The organism is Bacteroides sp. An322 (genome assembly GCF_002161765.1).
Classification (GTDB): domain Bacteria; phylum Bacteroidota; class Bacteroidia; order Bacteroidales; family Bacteroidaceae; genus Phocaeicola; species Phocaeicola merdavium.
The window spans coordinates 1-17,319 of sequence record NZ_NFIN01000042.1 but is presented as its reverse complement, the minus strand read 5'-3'; the positions used below and the strand labels follow the sequence as shown (position 1 = coordinate 17,319).

General features: G+C 44.1%; 11 protein-coding genes, 1 tRNA gene and 1 rRNA gene. 7 read left to right on the top strand and 6 right to left on the bottom strand.

The window, feature by feature from the left end; translation table 11 throughout:
* From rrf to glgP, 3 genes are all read left to right on the top strand, one after another.
* Positions 1 to 98 (top strand): 5S ribosomal RNA (gene rrf / locus B5F91_RS14205); the annotation flags it as partial.
* Between the two features lie 272 nt (positions 99 to 370).
* Entirely contained in the window at positions 371 to 2,035 is a 1,665-nt protein-coding gene (locus B5F91_RS14200) for a glycogen/starch synthase (RefSeq protein WP_087429699.1), read from the top strand.
* Positions 2,036 to 2,065: 30 nt separating this feature from the next.
* On the top strand, positions 2,066 to 4,633 hold the full coding sequence (glgP, locus tag B5F91_RS14195) for an alpha-glucan family phosphorylase (RefSeq protein WP_087429698.1): 2,568 nt from the start codon (positions 2,066 to 2,068) through the stop codon (positions 4,631 to 4,633).
* A 110-nt stretch (positions 4,634 to 4,743) separates the two neighbouring features.
* On the opposite strand, the gene B5F91_RS14190 is transcribed toward glgP, so the two are convergent.
* From B5F91_RS14190 to B5F91_RS14180, 3 genes are all read right to left on the bottom strand, one after another.
* On the bottom strand, positions 4,744 to 6,300 hold the full coding sequence (locus tag B5F91_RS14190) for an IS1634 family transposase (protein WP_087429697.1): 1,557 nt from the start codon (positions 6,298 to 6,300) through the stop codon (positions 4,744 to 4,746).
* Positions 6,301 to 6,562: 262 nt separating this feature from the next.
* Positions 6,563 to 7,564, bottom strand: a complete 1,002-nt coding sequence (locus tag B5F91_RS14185) for an AI-2E family transporter (RefSeq protein ID WP_087429696.1) — start codon at positions 7,562 to 7,564, stop codon at positions 6,563 to 6,565.
* Between the two features lie 12 nt (positions 7,565 to 7,576).
* Positions 7,577 to 8,536, bottom strand: a complete 960-nt coding sequence (locus B5F91_RS14180) for a bile acid:sodium symporter (RefSeq protein ID WP_087429695.1) — start codon at positions 8,534 to 8,536, stop codon at positions 7,577 to 7,579.
* Between the two features lie 161 nt (positions 8,537 to 8,697).
* On the opposite strand from B5F91_RS14180, the gene B5F91_RS14175 reads away from it, so the two are divergent.
* From B5F91_RS14175 to B5F91_RS14160, 4 genes are all read left to right on the top strand, one after another.
* On the top strand, positions 8,698 to 9,852 hold the full coding sequence (locus tag B5F91_RS14175; protein WP_087429694.1) for an N-acetylmuramoyl-L-alanine amidase: 1,155 nt from the start codon (positions 8,698 to 8,700) through the stop codon (positions 9,850 to 9,852).
* Between the two features lie 7 nt (positions 9,853 to 9,859).
* Entirely contained in the window at positions 9,860 to 10,747 is an 888-nt protein-coding gene (locus B5F91_RS14170; RefSeq protein WP_087429693.1) for an MlaD family protein, read from the top strand.
* Positions 10,748 to 11,073: 326 nt separating this feature from the next.
* Positions 11,074 to 12,477 carry a chromosomal replication initiator protein DnaA gene (dnaA, locus tag B5F91_RS14165; protein WP_087429692.1) on the top strand — a complete coding sequence of 468 codons (1,404 nt, stop codon included), beginning with the start codon at positions 11,074 to 11,076 and terminating at the stop codon, positions 12,475 to 12,477.
* Positions 12,478 to 12,564: 87 nt separating this feature from the next.
* Positions 12,565 to 12,638: transfer RNA gene (locus B5F91_RS14160), tRNA-Arg, on the top strand.
* Between the two features lie 495 nt (positions 12,639 to 13,133).
* Here the strand turns inward: B5F91_RS14160 and ffh are convergent.
* The 3 genes from ffh to B5F91_RS14145 form a co-directional block, all read right to left on the bottom strand.
* On the bottom strand, positions 13,134 to 14,459 hold the full coding sequence (gene ffh, locus B5F91_RS14155; protein WP_087429691.1) for a signal recognition particle protein: 1,326 nt from the start codon (positions 14,457 to 14,459) through the stop codon (positions 13,134 to 13,136).
* 173 nt (positions 14,460 to 14,632) lie between these two features.
* Positions 14,633 to 15,955: an MATE family efflux transporter gene (locus B5F91_RS14150; RefSeq protein WP_087429690.1), complete on the bottom strand. Its 1,323-nt coding sequence runs from the start codon at positions 15,953 to 15,955 to the stop codon at positions 14,633 to 14,635.
* A 281-nt stretch (positions 15,956 to 16,236) separates the two neighbouring features.
* Complete coding sequence (locus B5F91_RS14145) at positions 16,237 to 17,130, bottom strand: helix-turn-helix domain-containing protein (RefSeq protein WP_087429689.1); 894 nt, start codon at positions 17,128 to 17,130, stop codon at positions 16,237 to 16,239.
* Between the last annotated feature and the right edge of the window lie 189 nt (positions 17,131 to 17,319).

Genomic DNA, 17,319 nt, shown 5'->3' with positions numbered 1-17,319 from the left:
TAGCGCGAAGGTTCCACCTCTTCCCATTCCGAACAGAGAAGTTAAGCTTCGCATCGCCGATGGTACTGCGCAAGTGGGAGAGTAGGCAGCCGCCGTTTTAAGTGGGGGTTCCCGGTATCCAGTCGGATGCCGGGGACTTTTTTATTTATGAAAAAACAGATTGGTTTTAATATTGGTAATTTGTCTTGACAAATGATTGCTTGTAAGCTCTTCTTCTTTTTCTTTTGATTACAATTGGCTATTATTATAAAAATGTGTATATCAAATGTTATTTCAATCTCTTTAAAGGTAAGTTGAAAAACCGCTTTATTTCTTCGTAGATTTAATTCTTTTTCGTACCTTCGCACTGATTTAGAAAATATTAAAGAGAATGACGAAACAGCTATTGAAACCTGATTACATTTTCGAATCAAGTTGGGAAGTATGTAATAAGGTCGGTGGAATTTACACCGTGTTATCAACAAGGGCAAAAACCTTGCAAGCTGCATTTCCGGATCGAATTTTCTTTATCGGCCCGGATGTTTGGAGAGGTAAGGAGAATCCTTTGTTTGCCGAAGATGAGAATACACTCCAATCATGGCGTAAGAATGCCGAGGATGAAGGATTGAAAGTGCGTGTGGGGCGTTGGAATATACCAGGACATCCGATCTCGATCTTGGTAGATTTTACTCCTTTTTATGATCGGAAAAATGAAATTTATACACAGGCATGGATTGATTATCATGTAGATTCTTTACATGCGTATGGGGATTATGACGAGGCATCTATGTTTTCTTATGCTGCCGGAAGAGTAGTAGAGAGTTTCTATCGTTATAATTTATCAGTTCAAGATAAGGTGATTTATCAAGCTCATGAATGGATGACGGGGCTGGGGGCTTTATATATACAGAAAAAAGTGCCTGAAATTGCTACTATCTTTACTACACATGCTACTTCTATTGGTCGTTCGATTGCGGGCAACAACAAACCTTTGTATGATTATCTGTTTGCTTATAATGGCGATCAAATGGCTGAAGAATTGAATATGCAATCCAAGCATTCAATAGAAAAGCAGACTGCTCATCATGTGGATTGTTTTACTACGGTAAGTGAGATTACCAATAATGAATGTCGCGAATTGCTGGATAAGCCTGCAGATGTAGTCTTAATGAATGGCTTTGAAGATGATTTTGTCCCGAAAGGCTCTTCTTTTAATGAAAAGCGTAAGCATGCCCGTAAAGTCATGTTGCGCATGGCTAATAAATTATTGGGAACTCAATTGGGCGATGATACCTTAATTATAGGAACGAGCGGCAGGTATGAATTCAAGAATAAAGGGATTAATGTTTATCTTGAAGCGTTGAACCGGTTGACCCGTGATAAAAATCTGAAAAAAGATGTGTTAGCCTTTATTAATGTTCCAGGCTGGGTAGGCGATGCCCGTGAAGATTTACTGGAACGTATGAATGATGACCAGACTTATACAACTCCGCTTAAGGTTCCTTTCATTACTCATTGGTTGCATAATATGACTCATGATCAAGTATTGGATATGTTGAAATATTTGAACATGTCTAATGCTGCAGATACAAAAGTAAAAGTTATCTTTGTACCTTGTTATTTAGATGGAAAGGACGGCATTCTGAATGAGTCTTATTATGATTTGTTAATCGGAATGGATTTAAGTGTATATCCTTCTTATTATGAGCCGTGGGGCTATACGCCGTTAGAAAGCGTTGCATTCCATGTGCCTACCGTCACTACTGATTTGGCTGGTTTTGGCTTGTGGGTAAATTCGGTTGTAAAACATGAAGGGGCATTGCCAGATGGTGTAAAAGTTATTCATCGTACCGATTATAATTATTCGGAGGTTGCAGATTCGATAAAGGATACAGTTTCAGATTTCTCTGCTCTGTCGGTTCAGGAAATAGATAAAATACGTGAACATGCGGCATCAATAGCCGAAAAGGCCTTGTGGAAACACTTTATACAATATTATTATGAAGCTTACGACATTGCTTTGCGTAATGCGGAAAAACGTATGAAACAACAATAACAGAAATAATTTACACTAAAATTAAACAATATGAAAGTCAAGACTAATTATGCTAACACTCCTGCCTGGAGAGAGGTAAACGTGAAATCTCATATCCCGGAATCTTTAAAGATGTTAGATAAAATGGCCCGTAATATTTGGTGGGCTTGGAATGATGAAGCGACAGAAATGTTTAAAGAACTGGATCCGGAATTGTGGAAAGCTGTAGGGCAGAATCCGGTGGCATTGCTGGAACGTTTAAGCTATGAAAAGTTGGAAGATTTATCGAATGATAAAGCAATGCTTAAGAAAATCAATGATGTCTATTCCAAATTTGAAGCTTACATGAATGAGAAGCCGGATGCATCTCGTCCTTCTGTTGCTTATTTCTGTATGGAATATGGTTTGACTCATGTTTTGAAAATCTATTCAGGAGGTTTGGGTATCTTGGCTGGTGATTATTTGAAAGAGGCATCAGACAGCAATGTAGACATGTGCGGTATCGGTTTCTTGTATCGTTATGGCTATTTTAAACAGACTTTGTCGATGGACGGTCAGCAGATTGCCAATTACGAAGCTCAAAACTTCGGTAGCCTGCCTTTGGAGCGTGTTGTCGATGCTGAAGGCAAGCCTTTGGTTCTTGATGTTCCTTATCTGAATTACTATGTTCATGCGTATGTATGGAGAGTAAATGTAGGACGTGTTCCTTTGTATTTGCTGGATACAGATAATGAAATGAATAGTGAATTTGACCGCCCGATTACTTATCAATTGTATGGCGGTGATTGGGAAAACCGTCTGAAGCAAGAAATTCTGTTAGGTATTGGCGGTGTGTTGTTGCTGAAAAAGATGGGCATCAAGAAAGATGTATACCACTGCAATGAAGGACATGCCGCTTTGTGTAATGTGCAGCGTTTGTGCGACTATGTAGAAAGCGGAATGACATTTGATGAAGCATTGGAAATCGTTCGTGCTTCTTCTCTTTACACTGTACATACTCCGGTTCCTGCCGGTCACGACTATTTCGATGAAGGTCTGTTCGGCAAATATATGGGCGGCTATCCGCAACGTATGGGCATCACTTGGGATGAATTGATGGATTTGGGTCGTATTAATCCGGGTGATCGCGGTGAACGTTTCTGTATGTCTACTTTTGCTTGCAATACTTGTCAGGAAGTCAATGGTGTAAGCTGGTTGCACGGAAAAGTTTCTCAGGAAATGTTCTCTGGTATTTGGAAAGGATATTTCCCCGAAGAAAATCACGTGGGTTATGTGACCAATGGCGTACACTTCCCGACTTGGTGCGCTTCTGAATGGAAGAAATTGTATAACAAATACTTTGATGCGAACTTCTTGAAAGACCAGTCTAATCCGAAAATCTGGGAAGCTATCTATAATGTGCCCGATGAAGAAATCTGGAAGACCCGTTTGGCTTTGAAGAATAAGCTGATTGATTATATCCGCGAACAATTCCGTAAGAACTGGTTGAAGAACCAAGGTAATCCGGCTTTGATTGTATCGTTGCTCGATAAGATTAATCCGAATGCGTTGACTATCGGTTTTGCACGCCGTTTTGCTACATACAAACGTGCGCATCTGTTGTTCAGCGATTTGGACCGTTTGTCTAAGATTGTAAACAATCCTGACTATCCGGTACAGTTCTTGTTTGCAGGAAAGGCTCACCCGCACGATGGTGCTGGTCAGGGATTGATTAAGCGTATCATTGAAATCTCTAACCGTCCGGAATTCTTGGGTAAGATTATCTTCTTGCAGGATTACGATATGAAGTTAGCACGCCGTTTGGTATCGGGTGTTGATATTTGGATGAATACTCCGACACGTCCGTTGGAAGCATCGGGTACATCAGGCGAAAAGGCTTTGATGAACGGTGTTGTAAACTTTTCTGTACTTGATGGCTGGTGGCTTGAAGGCTACCGCGAAGGTGCTGGTTGGGCATTGACAGAAAAGCGTACTTATCAGAACCAAGAATACCAAGACCAGTTGGATGCCGCTACTATCTATAGCTTGCTGGAAACTGAAATCCTGCCTCTGTATTACGCGCGCAATAAGAAAGGATATTCTGAAGGCTGGATTAAGACCATTAAGAACTCGATTGCCCAAATTGCTCCGCACTATACGATGAAACGCCAGTTGGATGACTATTTCACTAAGTTCTACGGAAAAGAAGCAGAACGTTTCCATGCTTTGGAAGCCGACAATTATGCAAGAGTGAAGGCTTTGGCTGCTTGGAAAGAAGAAGTTGCAGCAAAATGGGATTCTATCCAAATCGTATCAATGGACAAGTGTGAAGAGCTTCGTCAGGGCAATGTAGAGAGCGGTAAGGATTATACCATTACTTGCGTAGTAGACGAAAAGGGCTTAGATGATGCAGTAGGAATCGAAATGGTTGTTACTTATAAGAATGCCGAAGGTAAGGAATACATTTATAGTGTAGTACCGATGGAACTTGTGAAACGCGAAGGCAGCCTGTACACATTCAAGATGGAGTATGGCATGTCGAATGCCGGAAGCTTCAAGGTGGCATACCGTATGTATCCGAAGCACATCGACCTGCCTCACCGTCAGGACTTCTGCTATGTACGTTGGTTTAACGAATAATCCACACTCTTAAATGATAGGATGAAGAAACGCAGATTTTCGCAGATTCACGCAGATTGAATAGTATAATCTGCGAAATCCGCGTTAATCTGCGTTTTTTCTTGACTTCGTCACCGTGTCACCCAAAAACCATCAGAGAACAAAGGTGCGATCCGTTGATGCCGTTTCATGAGCATGGTTCGAGTGATAGTCTGTTTATTTTGAGGCAGCGTCATCTGTATTGTCACAATAGTCCGGGCAAGTTCGAGCACCTTGTCCACACTCATGTTTATATTTGATAGTTTCAGAAGTCTCTCTAATTCCTTGTAAACTTTCAACGCCACAAAGCAAATACACACGTGTGCCTCTATCCTACGTCGGGTAAAGTGGAACATCGGGCGTATTTCTATCTTCGATTTTGAGATGCGGAAAGCCCTTTCAACGTGCCATAGGTTGTGGTAGGCGGCGTAGACCTCCTCAGGCGGAATATTCGTATTGGTAAGGTATCCTTTCAGTCCGTCCCATTTCGCATCGGCTTCAAGTTTGCCGTAATCGATAGTTACCCTGATGTCACCCTCCGTCTTAAGGAACTTGTTGTAGCCGCGCTTGTTCATGTTTTCCTTCGTAAGAGTTCCACGGCTGTATGCCTTTTCCAGGCGGCGTATTCCCTTTTCCCTGTTATAGGCATCCTTACGGGCACGGTCGTCACTATATCCGACCAACAGCCTTCGCCCGCCTCCTTTGTCATACTCAACCATCCGTTTGTCGGCCTTCGGCTGCCGAAGTATCCATTCCTGTATCTTTCTGCTCTCGTTCTTGATTTTCGCACCAATAATATACTTGTAGCCGTTTGCCTCAAGTTCCACTATATTATCGCCGTTCATCAACCCGGAGTCTGCCACGACTATGAAGTCTTCCAGCTTGTATTTCCTGACAAATTCCGTCACTGCCGGCAGCATCGTGTGTCCTTCGTACCTGTTTCCCTCATGGATGCAATAGGCCAGCGGATACCCTCCCTGACTTACAAGCAGACCGAGTATGATCTGTGGATTCTTATGCCGTCCTTCCTTGGAAAAGCCCGTTTTCCGCAATTCATCCTCATAGTCCGCCTCAAAATAGAGAGTGGTCACATCATAGAACAGGATACCGATATGACCGCCAAGTATCCGCTTCGTATGCAGCACGCTTATATCCTGAACGATTTCATGCTGATTACCGCTGAGCTTGTCTAAATAACGGTATATCTTTGACAGGCTCACATCTTCATCAAAATGGTTCTTCAAATATTCTACCGTAGCCGCCTTGCTCGCGGGATAGGCCAAACGGGCCTTTACCAGTTGCCGGAACACGGTGTCCTCTATCCGGTTGAAGCCCACATTGTCAAATACGCGGTCCAGTATCAAATCAGCACCATTTATCGAAATGTTTGTTATGCAGGAAAGCATCTGTTCCGCATTTAACAGTTCTGCCTCGCATTTGCTCCGTTTCTCTCCAAATAAATCCAACCGGGGATGACGCCGTTTCTGTTCCCGGTCAATCCATTCACGACCTTTGGACATGAGCGTGTCAATTTCTTCGGGACTTTTAGCTATGCCAATTGTGGCAAGCTCTTTCATCCTGCCGTTAATCTTTTCTGCGACAACTATGCCGACATTACCAGAGGGATATTTCTTCTTTCGTATGAACATATTTTGCGACCGTGTCACCCTAAAATGGGTGACACAAAATTACAAAATGTTATTTATCAACATATTACAAAATTAATGTTTTTTGAGTGACGAAGTCAGGTGCGGAGTGATTGCTTTTTATTCACCACAGATTACACGGATTTCAAAAATTATTGTAGGGGCGTATCGCATACGCCCGAAAACATCCACGTAAATAAGCGGGTGCATTCGGGCGTATGCGATACGCCCCTACAAGCTGATTGGGGAAATGCGGGCGGGCTTTTCAGGAAGGTTCGTTTACGATGTATTCTTTCCGGAAAATGTCGAGGAACAGGAGGAACAGCGATACCATTAGCGGACCGAAGATGATGCCCATGAAACCGAAAATGGGAAGGCCTGCCACTACGCCGAAAATCGTAATCAGCGGATGGATGTTCGCCATTTTCTTTTGCAGGATGAAGCGGATGAGGTTATCGCATTGGGCAACGATGAGGCTGCCGTAGGCGAAAAGTATCAGCGCGTGTACCCAGTCGCCCATGACTAAGAAATAGGCCGTAACCGGGAGCCATACCAATACCGTCCCTACAATGGGGATAATCGACGCGAAGGCGGTGAGCATGGCTGTAAGGACGGGGTTCGGCGCTCCGCAAAGCAGGTATCCGAAGAGGGAGATGATGCCCTGGATGATTGCCAAAAGCGGGATGCCGATAGCGTTGGAGCGGACTATCAGCTGGATTTTCTGCAAGACCTCGCGCTTGTTGTTCTCTTCGAAGGGGAGCAGTTCGGAGATGAATTGCTCCATTTTGTCTCCTTCCCATAGCATGAAAAACAGCAGCATGATAGCTACGGCTAAGTTGATAATCAAGTCGCTCACGCCGGTCATAATGGAATGTCCGATAGAGGAGACTTGCGTAATGACGAACGAGAGGTTCTTTTCTGACAAGACGTCGAAACCGGTCCGCTCTTCGATGATTCCGATCATCTGCTGGGCGGGGCGGATGATGTCTGCTGTATCAAAGTGGAGGTTGGAGATTTGGTTGACCAACGCCCAGCTGAAAAGCGAAAGGGGAATCAGGATGAACAGGGTCGTCCCGATAGTGACTATCCATACGGCAGCCAGTGGCTTTATTTTGGTTTTCAGCCAATTGGTGAAGCCGCGCAGAAGCAGGTAGAGCGTAAATCCTCCCAAGATACCGTTCATGTAGGGCTGGGCTTGGCGGAACAAGAGGATTCCCAAGCCTACGATTAGAATGATGAGCGAGTATTTCCAATATGTCTCTTTCATATTATTATGTAGTTATTGATTGTTCTTCTTTTCTTCTCTCTTCCGCTTTTTCCAGAGCTGCCAGCTGTTGATGATGTTTTGCCAAGCCACGTAGCTGCCCGGTGCGATAGCCGTGACGGGGTTCAGGTAAGTGGTTGCCATCCAAATGGCGAGAATCGTGTTCTTTTGCCCTAATGCCTGCCCTCCGCTGATGCGGTCTTTGTATTTGCCTCCGATGGCTTTCCCTCCCCAGAACTGGAGGCAGCAGATAATCAGCGCCAAAGCCGCAATGATGAATTCCTCGCCAATGGATGTGTTCCCTTCGACGACCGATTGGGTAGTCTGCCCCATTACAATGGTCAAGGCGATTGCCCAGAGGTAGAACGCCATGTCTTTCAGCCCTATCAGGAAACGGTGGACGGGAGGCGCGTATTTCCGTAATAAGACTGCGATGAAAAACGGAAACAGCAAGAGCGGGAAAACTTTTCCTAAGATTTTCAGGAATGCGATGCCGAAAGAGATGTCGGAAGGCTCTATCAGCGGGAACAACAAAGGCACGACAACCGCTGCCAACAGATTGGATGCCAATGTGTAGGTGGTGAGCGATGCCGCGCTTCCTCCCAACTTTCCGGTAATGACGGCGGCAGCCGTGGCTGTCGGGCAGATGAGGCATACCATGGCGCCTTCTAAAGCCGCTTTCCAATAATTGTCGAATCTGAAAACCAATAAGGCTCCGGCAATGAACAGGCAGGAAATCAGCTGGATGAGCAACAGAATGTACGTCCAGCGTCTGGGAGACAAGTCTTTTACCTCTACTTTGCAAAAGGTGAGCAATAGTTGGGTAAAAATCAGGAACGGTGTCAGCCAGGCAATCTGAGCCTTGACGAAAGGCTTTAGCGGAGCAAGGAAGTCGAAGCATGCGAAGCAGAAGTATCCGATGATGCCTGCCAGCATAGCCAAGGGCAATGTCCAATTCTTTATAAACTGTAACATAGAGTGTTCTTTCTTATTTATGCCGCAAAAATAAGGAAAAAGTGAAAGAACGGTTGCATTTTTTTCTGTTTTTATAGACATTCTCCCTTAAAATACAGATTTCTTGTGTGGCATAAGGCAGAAAAGGCAAAAAACTATTACCTTTGCATCGGACTGATTATATGGAAAGGTATAAATTAAACATAGTATTCGTTTTCTGTATCTTTTTATCTTTCTTGCCTGAGATGCTGTCGGCAGGAGTTTCGGATAAATCGTTTACGGTTGTCATTGACGCCGGTCATGGAGGAAATGACCCCGGGGCAGTAGGACGCCGCGGGAAGGAGAAGAACATCAACCTGAGTGTCGCGTTGAAGTTGGGCAAATTGATAGAAGCTAATTGTGCAGATACAAAAGTGGTCTATACCCGTAAAAAAGACACGTTTGTCCCGCTTCACCGCCGTGCCGAGATTGCTAATGCGGCGAAAGCCGACCTGTTTATATCGATTCATACCAATTCATTGGCTTCCCGCAATAGCCGGGTGCAGGGAACTGAAACTTATACATTGGGTTTGCACCGGACGGAAGACAATTTAGAGGTAGCGAAGAAAGAGAACTCAGTAATCCTGATAGAGGCTGATTATCAGCAGCGTTATGCCGGATTCAATCCTAATTCGGCAGAGAGCTATATCATTTTCGAGTTTATGCAAGACAAGTATATGGCGCAAAGTGTAAGTTTTGCCCAATTAATCCAGAAACAGTTCAGGCAAAGTGCCCGCAGGGTGGATAAAGGGGTGCATCAGGCAGGCTTTCTGGTGTTGCGTGAGACTTCGATGCCCAGCGTGCTGATTGAATTAGGATACATTACCAATCCTTCGGAAGAGCAGTATTTGCTGTCGGAAAAAGGCAGTTCGGCTTTGGCGAAAAGCATCTATCAGGCATTCCTTAGTTATAAGCAGGCGGGGAAGCAAGGCAACGTAGCTGTATCGGGCAAAAACATTGAACAGGAAACAGTGGAGGACGAAGTGCAGGCTGAGCAAGATAAGAAGCCGCAGGCAACGCAGTCCGCCCAACCTGTATTCAAGATACAAATCCTTACTTCCGACCGTGTTCTTCCGGCGAAGAGCCGTTTGTTCAAGGGATTGGCTCCGGTAAGCCGGTATAAAGAAGGAGGCATCTATAAATATACGTATGGCGAGAGTACCGATTACAACCGGATCCTTCGTCTGAAGCGTTCGAAAGTCGATGCCAAGTTTAAAGATGCTTTCATTATTGCTTTTAAGAACGGCGAGAAGATGAACATAAACCAAGCGATAAAAGAATTTAAACAAAACAGATAAAAAAGACATGAAAAAGGAGTTTAAAATAGGTTTAGCGGGAATTGCGGCATTAGTCATTTTGTTTTGCGGCATCCATTACCTGAAAGGGATCAACATGTTCAAGCCCGAAAGTTATTATTTGGTCGAGTTTGAGAATGTAAACGGGCTTCCCGAATCGAGTCCGGTATTTGCCAATGGATTTAAGGTCGGCATTGTTCGCGATCTTCGGTATAATTATCAGAAGCCGGGACATGTGCTTGTCGGTGTTGAGTTAGACCAACACATGAAGGTGCCTAAGGGAAGCCGTGCCGAGTTGGTGACGGAAATGTTGGGTACCGTAAAGATGAATTTGTTGCTGAACTTAGAAAGTGCTGAATATTATGGTGAAAACGATACGATTCCCGGATTTGCTAACAATGGCATTATGGGGGCTGCCGAAAAAGACTTGCTTCCTCAACTTCAGCGAATGATGCCGAAAATAGATTCGATATTAGGCTCTTTAAATAAATTGCTTGCCGATCCGGCTTTGGCGAATACATTGCACAATGCCGAGCAGTTGACCGCATCTTTAAGTTCAACCAGCAGCCAATTGGACAAATTAATGCATACAGACGTTCCGCAACTGACCGAGAATATCAATGCTGTTACCTCTAACTTAAGGACAATCAGCGATAATTTGAAAGATGTAGACTATGCATCGACTATTTTGAAAGTGGATTCTACCTTGGCAAATGTGCGCTTGTTGACAGAAAAATTAAACCGGAAAGACAATACATTGGGACTGTTGATGAACGATTCTTCTTTGTATCAGAACCTGAATGCTACTTCTGCAAACGCGGCTAGTCTGTTGCAGGATTTGAAAGAGCATCCGAAACGTTATGTTCATTTCTCTTTGTTTGGGAAAAAAGATAAATAAACTATTATATAGAATTTGTCTAAATAATATGTAAGAAAAAAGGACTAGATGATTTAATGCTAATGCTTTGATATTCAATCGGTGAATATCAAAGCATTTGTGTCTTGTTAATTTGAGTGTTTGATTGGTAAGGAGTTGAATTGCAGGATGTTGTAATTTTACAAATTCTATGAAACAACTGTTTCGTAATCATTAAAAACAAGCTATTGAAAACCAATATATTATATTTTTGATGTAAAAAACAAGAGATTTTGCATTTGTTTTTATAGAAATAGATTCCGACATTTGCTTTTGAAAAAGTATTGCTTAAAAATAAAAACTGAAATATGATTGAGAACAATCAGGCTATTGTATTGTGGAAACGTTGCCTTGGTTTCATTCGGGATAACGTGAGTACGACAGCCTTTACTACTTGGTTCGAGCCTATCGTTCCTATTAAATATGAAGAGAAGGCATTGACTATTGGGGTTCCGAGTCCTTTCTTCTATGAATATTTGGAAGAAAAGTATGTGGAGCTTTTGCGTACCGCCATTTACAAAGAAATTGGTGAAGGTACAGAGTTGATGTATTCTATCCTTACAGATAAGACTAACCATATTGCGATGGATATGAAAGGGACAGAGCGTTCAGCCGCTTTGCCTCCCCAAAAGCCTATTCATGACGGGAATAAAGCTCCGACATTGTTGCAGGCTCCAGTCGTACAGGATTTAGACCCGCATTTGAATCCGAACTATAATTTTGAGAACTTTATCAAAGGAACAAGTAATGAGTTCTCGTTGACTGTAGCTGAAACGGTGGCACAGAATCCTGCCCGTACTTTCAATCCGTTGTTTTTGTATGGTCCGTCTGGAGTAGGGAAAACCCATTTGATTAATGCAATCGGAACACGCATTAAAGAATTGTATCCTGAAAAGCGGGTGCTTTATGTGTCGGCACATTTGTTTCAAGTGCAATATACCGATTCTGTACGTACCAATCATTTTAATGATTTCATCAACTTTTATCAGCAGATAGATGTACTGATTATTGATGATATTCAGGAATTTGCAGGGGTGACAAAAACGCAGAATACCTTTTTTCATATATTCAACCATTTGCATCAGACGGGCAAGCAGTTGATTTTGACTTCCGACCGTGCTCCGGTGATGTTGCAAGGGATGGAAGACCGTTTGTTGACCCGTTTTAAATGGGGGCTGATTGCAGAATTGGAACGACCGGATATAGAGTTGCGCAAGAATATTCTGCGTAGCAAAATCCGTCGTGATGGTTTGGTTATCCCGGAGTCTGTTATTTGTTACATAGCAGAGAATGTAAATGAAAGTGTACGTGAATTGGAGGGAATAGTCAATTCGTTGTTGGTTTATTCAATTCAATTAAAACGTGAAATTAATTTGGATTTGGCGCAACACATTGTGCAAAAGGCAGTGCGTTGTGCTGAAGTTAAACCGCTTACAGTCAATGATATCATCGAAAAGGTGTGCCAACACTATCAGATTGATGTTTCTGCCATTCATACGAAAACGCGGAAGCGCGAAGTCGTTCAGGTGCGCCAGATAGCGATGTATTTGGCAAAGAAACATACGGATGTGTCATCGGGAAAAATCGGTATGTTAATAGGTAATAAAGATCATGCAACAGTTCTGCATGCTTGTAAGATTATTAAGGACCAAGTGGAAGTAGATAAGGCTTTCAGACATGAAATAGAAGAAATAGAAGCCGGTTTGCGTTAAAATCAAACTTTTTAGAGATATTTCCGGTAGAAAAAATTGCAAATATCGAAAAAGAATACTACTTTTGCACTCGAATTAGAAAAACGGGGTTCCGTAGCTCAGCTGGATAGAGCAACGCCCTTCTAAGGCGTGGGTCGAGCGTTCGAATCGCTCCGGAATCACGGAATGAAAAGCCTACAGACGGATTGTTTGTAGGCTTTTTTGTTTTACTAGCATGTATGTTGCCTAATGGGTGCAAGTTCCTAATGGGGGCATGAATAGTAACCCAAAATTAATATATACCGTCTATGATAATGGCTCTATTCTCGGAGGCTTAACAGAGGTCCTTACGTTCCAATGGTCTTTGGAAACTGTTGTGAGATACCAAACTCTTGCATCATCATTAACAACAGACAATGCACGGTGTACATGTGACCAACTCAAAGAGGCTGTCTCAAAATGAGAATTGTCTATCAAAAGTAATGTTATTCTGAGCATAGCGAAGAAACAACGTTCGATGAAGTCAATCTCGTGTACATCAGCTTGTGTTTTCGAAATATATCATTCTTTTCCATATCCAAAAACATAATTGATTCGCTTTAAAAACACAACAAAGGCACAGAGAATATCATTTTCAAAATAATCTCTGTGCCTTTGTGCCTCTGCTTTTTAGTATCTTATTTCCGCTTCATCTTCTGCATCATCCCTGCCATCTTGTTGCTCGTTACCATCTTCATCATCTTGCGGGTCTGGTCGAATTGTTTCAAGAGGCGGTTCACTTCTTGGATGCTGGTGCCGCTACCCTTGGCGATACGGTTGCGGCGGCTTCCGTTCAGTATTTCGGGACGGGTGCGCTCTTCGGGAGTCATAGAGTAGATAATTGCCTCGATGCTTTTGAACGCATTATCGTCAATGTCGATGTCCTTGATAGCTTTGCCTACGCCTGGAATCATCGAAGCCAATTCCTTCAAGTTACCCATCTTCTTGATTTGCTGGATTTGTCCCAGGAAGTCGTTGAAGTCGAACTGGTTCTTCTGGATTTTCTTTTGCAGGCGTTTGGCTTCTTCTTCATCGTATTGTTCTTGCGCACGCTCTACCAACGAAACGATATCACCCATACCTAAGATACGGTCTGCCATACGTGCCGGGTGGAACAAGTCAACCGCATCCAACTTCTCGCCCGTACCTACAAACAGAATCGGTTTATTTACCACCGTGCGGATAGACAACGCCGCACCGCCACGGGTGTCACCGTCCAACTTCGTCAATACCACACCGGTAAAGTCGAGACGTTCGTTAAATTCGCGTGCCGTATTTACCGCATCCTGTCCGGTCATGGCATCTACTACGAAGAGCGTAGCATCGGGTGTAATGGCATTCTTGATAGCTTCGATTTCGTTCATCATCTGCTCGTCTACCGCCAAACGGCCGGCTGTATCGACAATGACCAAATCATATCCTTTCGCCTTGGCTTCTTGAATAGCGTTCTTCGCAATCTGTACCGGGTCTTTGCTTTCCGGCTCGCTATATACGGGCACTTCTACTTGCGTGCCTAACACTTTTAATTGTTCGATTGCCGCCGGACGGTACACGTCGCATGCCACAAGCAAGGGCTTACGGTTCTTCTTCGTCTTGAACATCCGCGCTAACTTGCCGGAGAAAGTTGTCTTACCCGAACCTTGCAGACCCGACATCAACACTACCGCCGGACGTCCTTTCAATTCCAGTTCCACGGTATCACCACCCATCAGTTTTGCCAACTCATCGTGGACAATCTTCACCATCAACTGGCTGGGCTTCACCGCCGTCAGCACGTTTTGCCCCATAGCTTTCTCTTTCACCGTATCGGTAAAGTTCTTTGCCACTTTATAGTTTACGTCGGCATCGAGCAGGGCACGACGCACGTCCTTCAAAGTCTCCGCTACATTGATTTCGGTGATTTTTCCTTCACCTTTCAATATCTTGAACGAACGCTCAAGTCTCTCACTTAAATTATCGAACATAGTATGTTATTGGTTATAGTTTATCTATTTTTATCTAACGCAGAGACGCAAAGACGCGGAGATTTTAATTTAGAGAAAGCAAAGCTCACAGAGTTTTTATAAAAAGACTCTGCGCCTTAGCGTCTCTGCGTTTAAAACTCAGTGCGCAAAAGTAATAAAAAACTTGCAGAGCATCAAATCTTTTTGTTCTGCCATTTCGCTTTTTTCAGATAAAGCAAGCTGAAAGCCAACATCAAGGTGTAATAAATCACCTCCGTGGTGAAACAAACCTCCACCGGAGCCTGTATGACCATGCCTACCACAATGATATAGAGGGCATAAAACACCTGTACGCCGATTTCGAGCACCAATGCCGCCTGTGTGTTGCCCGTGCCCGAAATGCCGTTGAAATAAACAAAGGCAAACGAAGCTATCAGCATTGACCCGCATATCACATAGAGCGACATCACCGACTCATCGAGCAACGCCGTCTCATTGGTATAAACCGAAAGGATGGAATGAGGGAAAATGACGCACAACGCCACGCAGACCACCATGATGTAGAATGACATCCGGGCGATGCGGTTGAGCAGATGCACCACCTTCGACACCCCGCCAGACCCGATAAGGTTGCTCACCAACGTGTTGGCGGTAGTAGAGAGTGATTGCACCGGAATCAGCATCACCACATACACGCTTCTCACGATATTAGCTATCGCTAACTGGCGTTCGCCCAGCCGTTCCAGTGCCATGAAGAACACGAACCAGATAGCCATCGAAAGAAAATACTGCACCATCGTGAAGCTGGAAATGTGCAAGATGCGCCCCACCATGTTCCAATCGAACCGCCCGAAGCGATGCAAGGCGTATTTATGCAGGTCGACCTTCGTGTACGTATATATAAGGTAGAACGCCAACGAAGACGCTTCGGCTATCACCGAAGCCAAAGCAGCCCCGCGCACACCCATTTCGGGAAATCCCCACTCGCCGAACACTAACACATAATCGAGCACCACATTGACCGCCGCCATAACTACGGCACTCATCGTGAGCACTTTCGTTTGCGTAATGCCGATATACAATGCGCGGAACATCACATTGACGAAAGCGAACAGAAAGCCCCAAATGCGCCAGATAAAAAACTCGTACGTGGCATGATAGACATTGTCCGACGTGATGAGCAAACGTATCAACGGCTCGGCAAACAGATACATCGCCCCCAAGAGCACCACCGCCATGCCGAGGCTGAAAGCGGAACCTTGCCACATAATCGGGCCGATAGCGTGAAAGTTCCCTTCCCCGTTGCGCCGCGCGATGAGAATCTGCGAACCGACACTAAAGCCGAAAGCCACCGTATAAAAACAGATATACAGCAGCCCGCCCATAGCCGAAGCACCCAAAGCCACTTCGCTCACGTGCCCTAAAAAGGCGGTGTCGGTCACATTGATGACATTCTGCGCCAGCAATCCCAGAAAGATGGGATAAGTCACATTCCATATTTCCTTGTTCGTGTACATAAAAGAATAGATTGGTTTCGTTTCAAAAAAGCGCACAAAGATACGGATTTTATGCATACAAACCTAATCTTCCGTTTTTCCAACCGGTTAAATTTCGGTTTCCAACCGGTTGCATTTGCCTCGGCAATTAGTTGCATTCGCCTTTTCAGATAACTGGGTTTTATGGTTTCCGTCCCAAAACCGTACGGTTTCCGAACCAAAAACATACGGTTTCCGTACCAAGAACGTACGGTTTTGGGACGGAAAACGTAAAAGGAAGCCAACTGCACAAACGATTCTAGCTAATTGACCATGCGATATTCCTTAGGTGTACATCCTACTTCCTTTTTAAAGAAGCGGACAAAATGTTGAGGATATTGGAATCCGAGCATATCCGCCACCTGCTTCATGCTTAAATCTGGAGCGAGCAAAGCGTTTTTGGCTATTTCCACAATCTTAAGATGGATGTATTCTCGCGGCGTCTTCCCGGTCTCCGACTTCACCAAATCACCGAAATAATTGGGAGAAAGGCATATCTTGTCGGCAAAATACTTCACCGTTGGCAATCCTTCCTGACGGGCTATCCCCGCGTCCCAATATTCGTCCAATAATTGCTCGAAACGCATAAGCACATCGTTGTTCAATACTTCGCGGGTCACAAACTGGCGTTCATAAAAGCGCATGCAATAATTAAGCAGCACCTCGATGTTCGAAATAATCAAAGGTTTGGAAAAACGGTCAATCGGGTGCTCCAGCTCACGGGCTATCTTGTCCATATAGTCTTGCACAATCATCCGCTCATCCGCCGACAAGTGAAGGGCTTCATTGGAAGCATACGAAAAGAAAGTGTATTGCTTTATCTTCTGAGCCAAAGGCGTGCGGAGCAGGAAATCGGGATGAAACAACAAAGCGTCCGCTTCGGGCACAGGACCGTCTTCTATCGGCTGAACCCCAACGGTTTGCCCTGGTGCGAAACACACCACGGTCTCATCATCATAATCGTATTTCGTTTTCCCGTAATTGATAGTGCATCCTACCGTCTTCTTCAAGAAAAGCGCATAAAACCCGAAAGTCATCTTATGTTCCGGCTGGCTTCCGGAACGGTTGAAATGCACGACATCCACCAACGGGTGCCGGGTCTGGAATCCGAAGAAACGGTTGTATTGCTCGATGGTATCTGCTTTTATTATTTCCATATCGTTTTCGCGTGATGTTTATCTTGTGGCAAATATATGCTTTTTCCCGATAACACGAAAACAAGCCCCCTCACAAAAAGTAACTCTGTGTGGTGATAAATGTACTAAAATCTGTTAAGTCCGATGGTGCAGCTTTTCTAATGGAATGAAAGCCACTAAATTTGCAAGAAAAGCCATATGCTGCTAAGT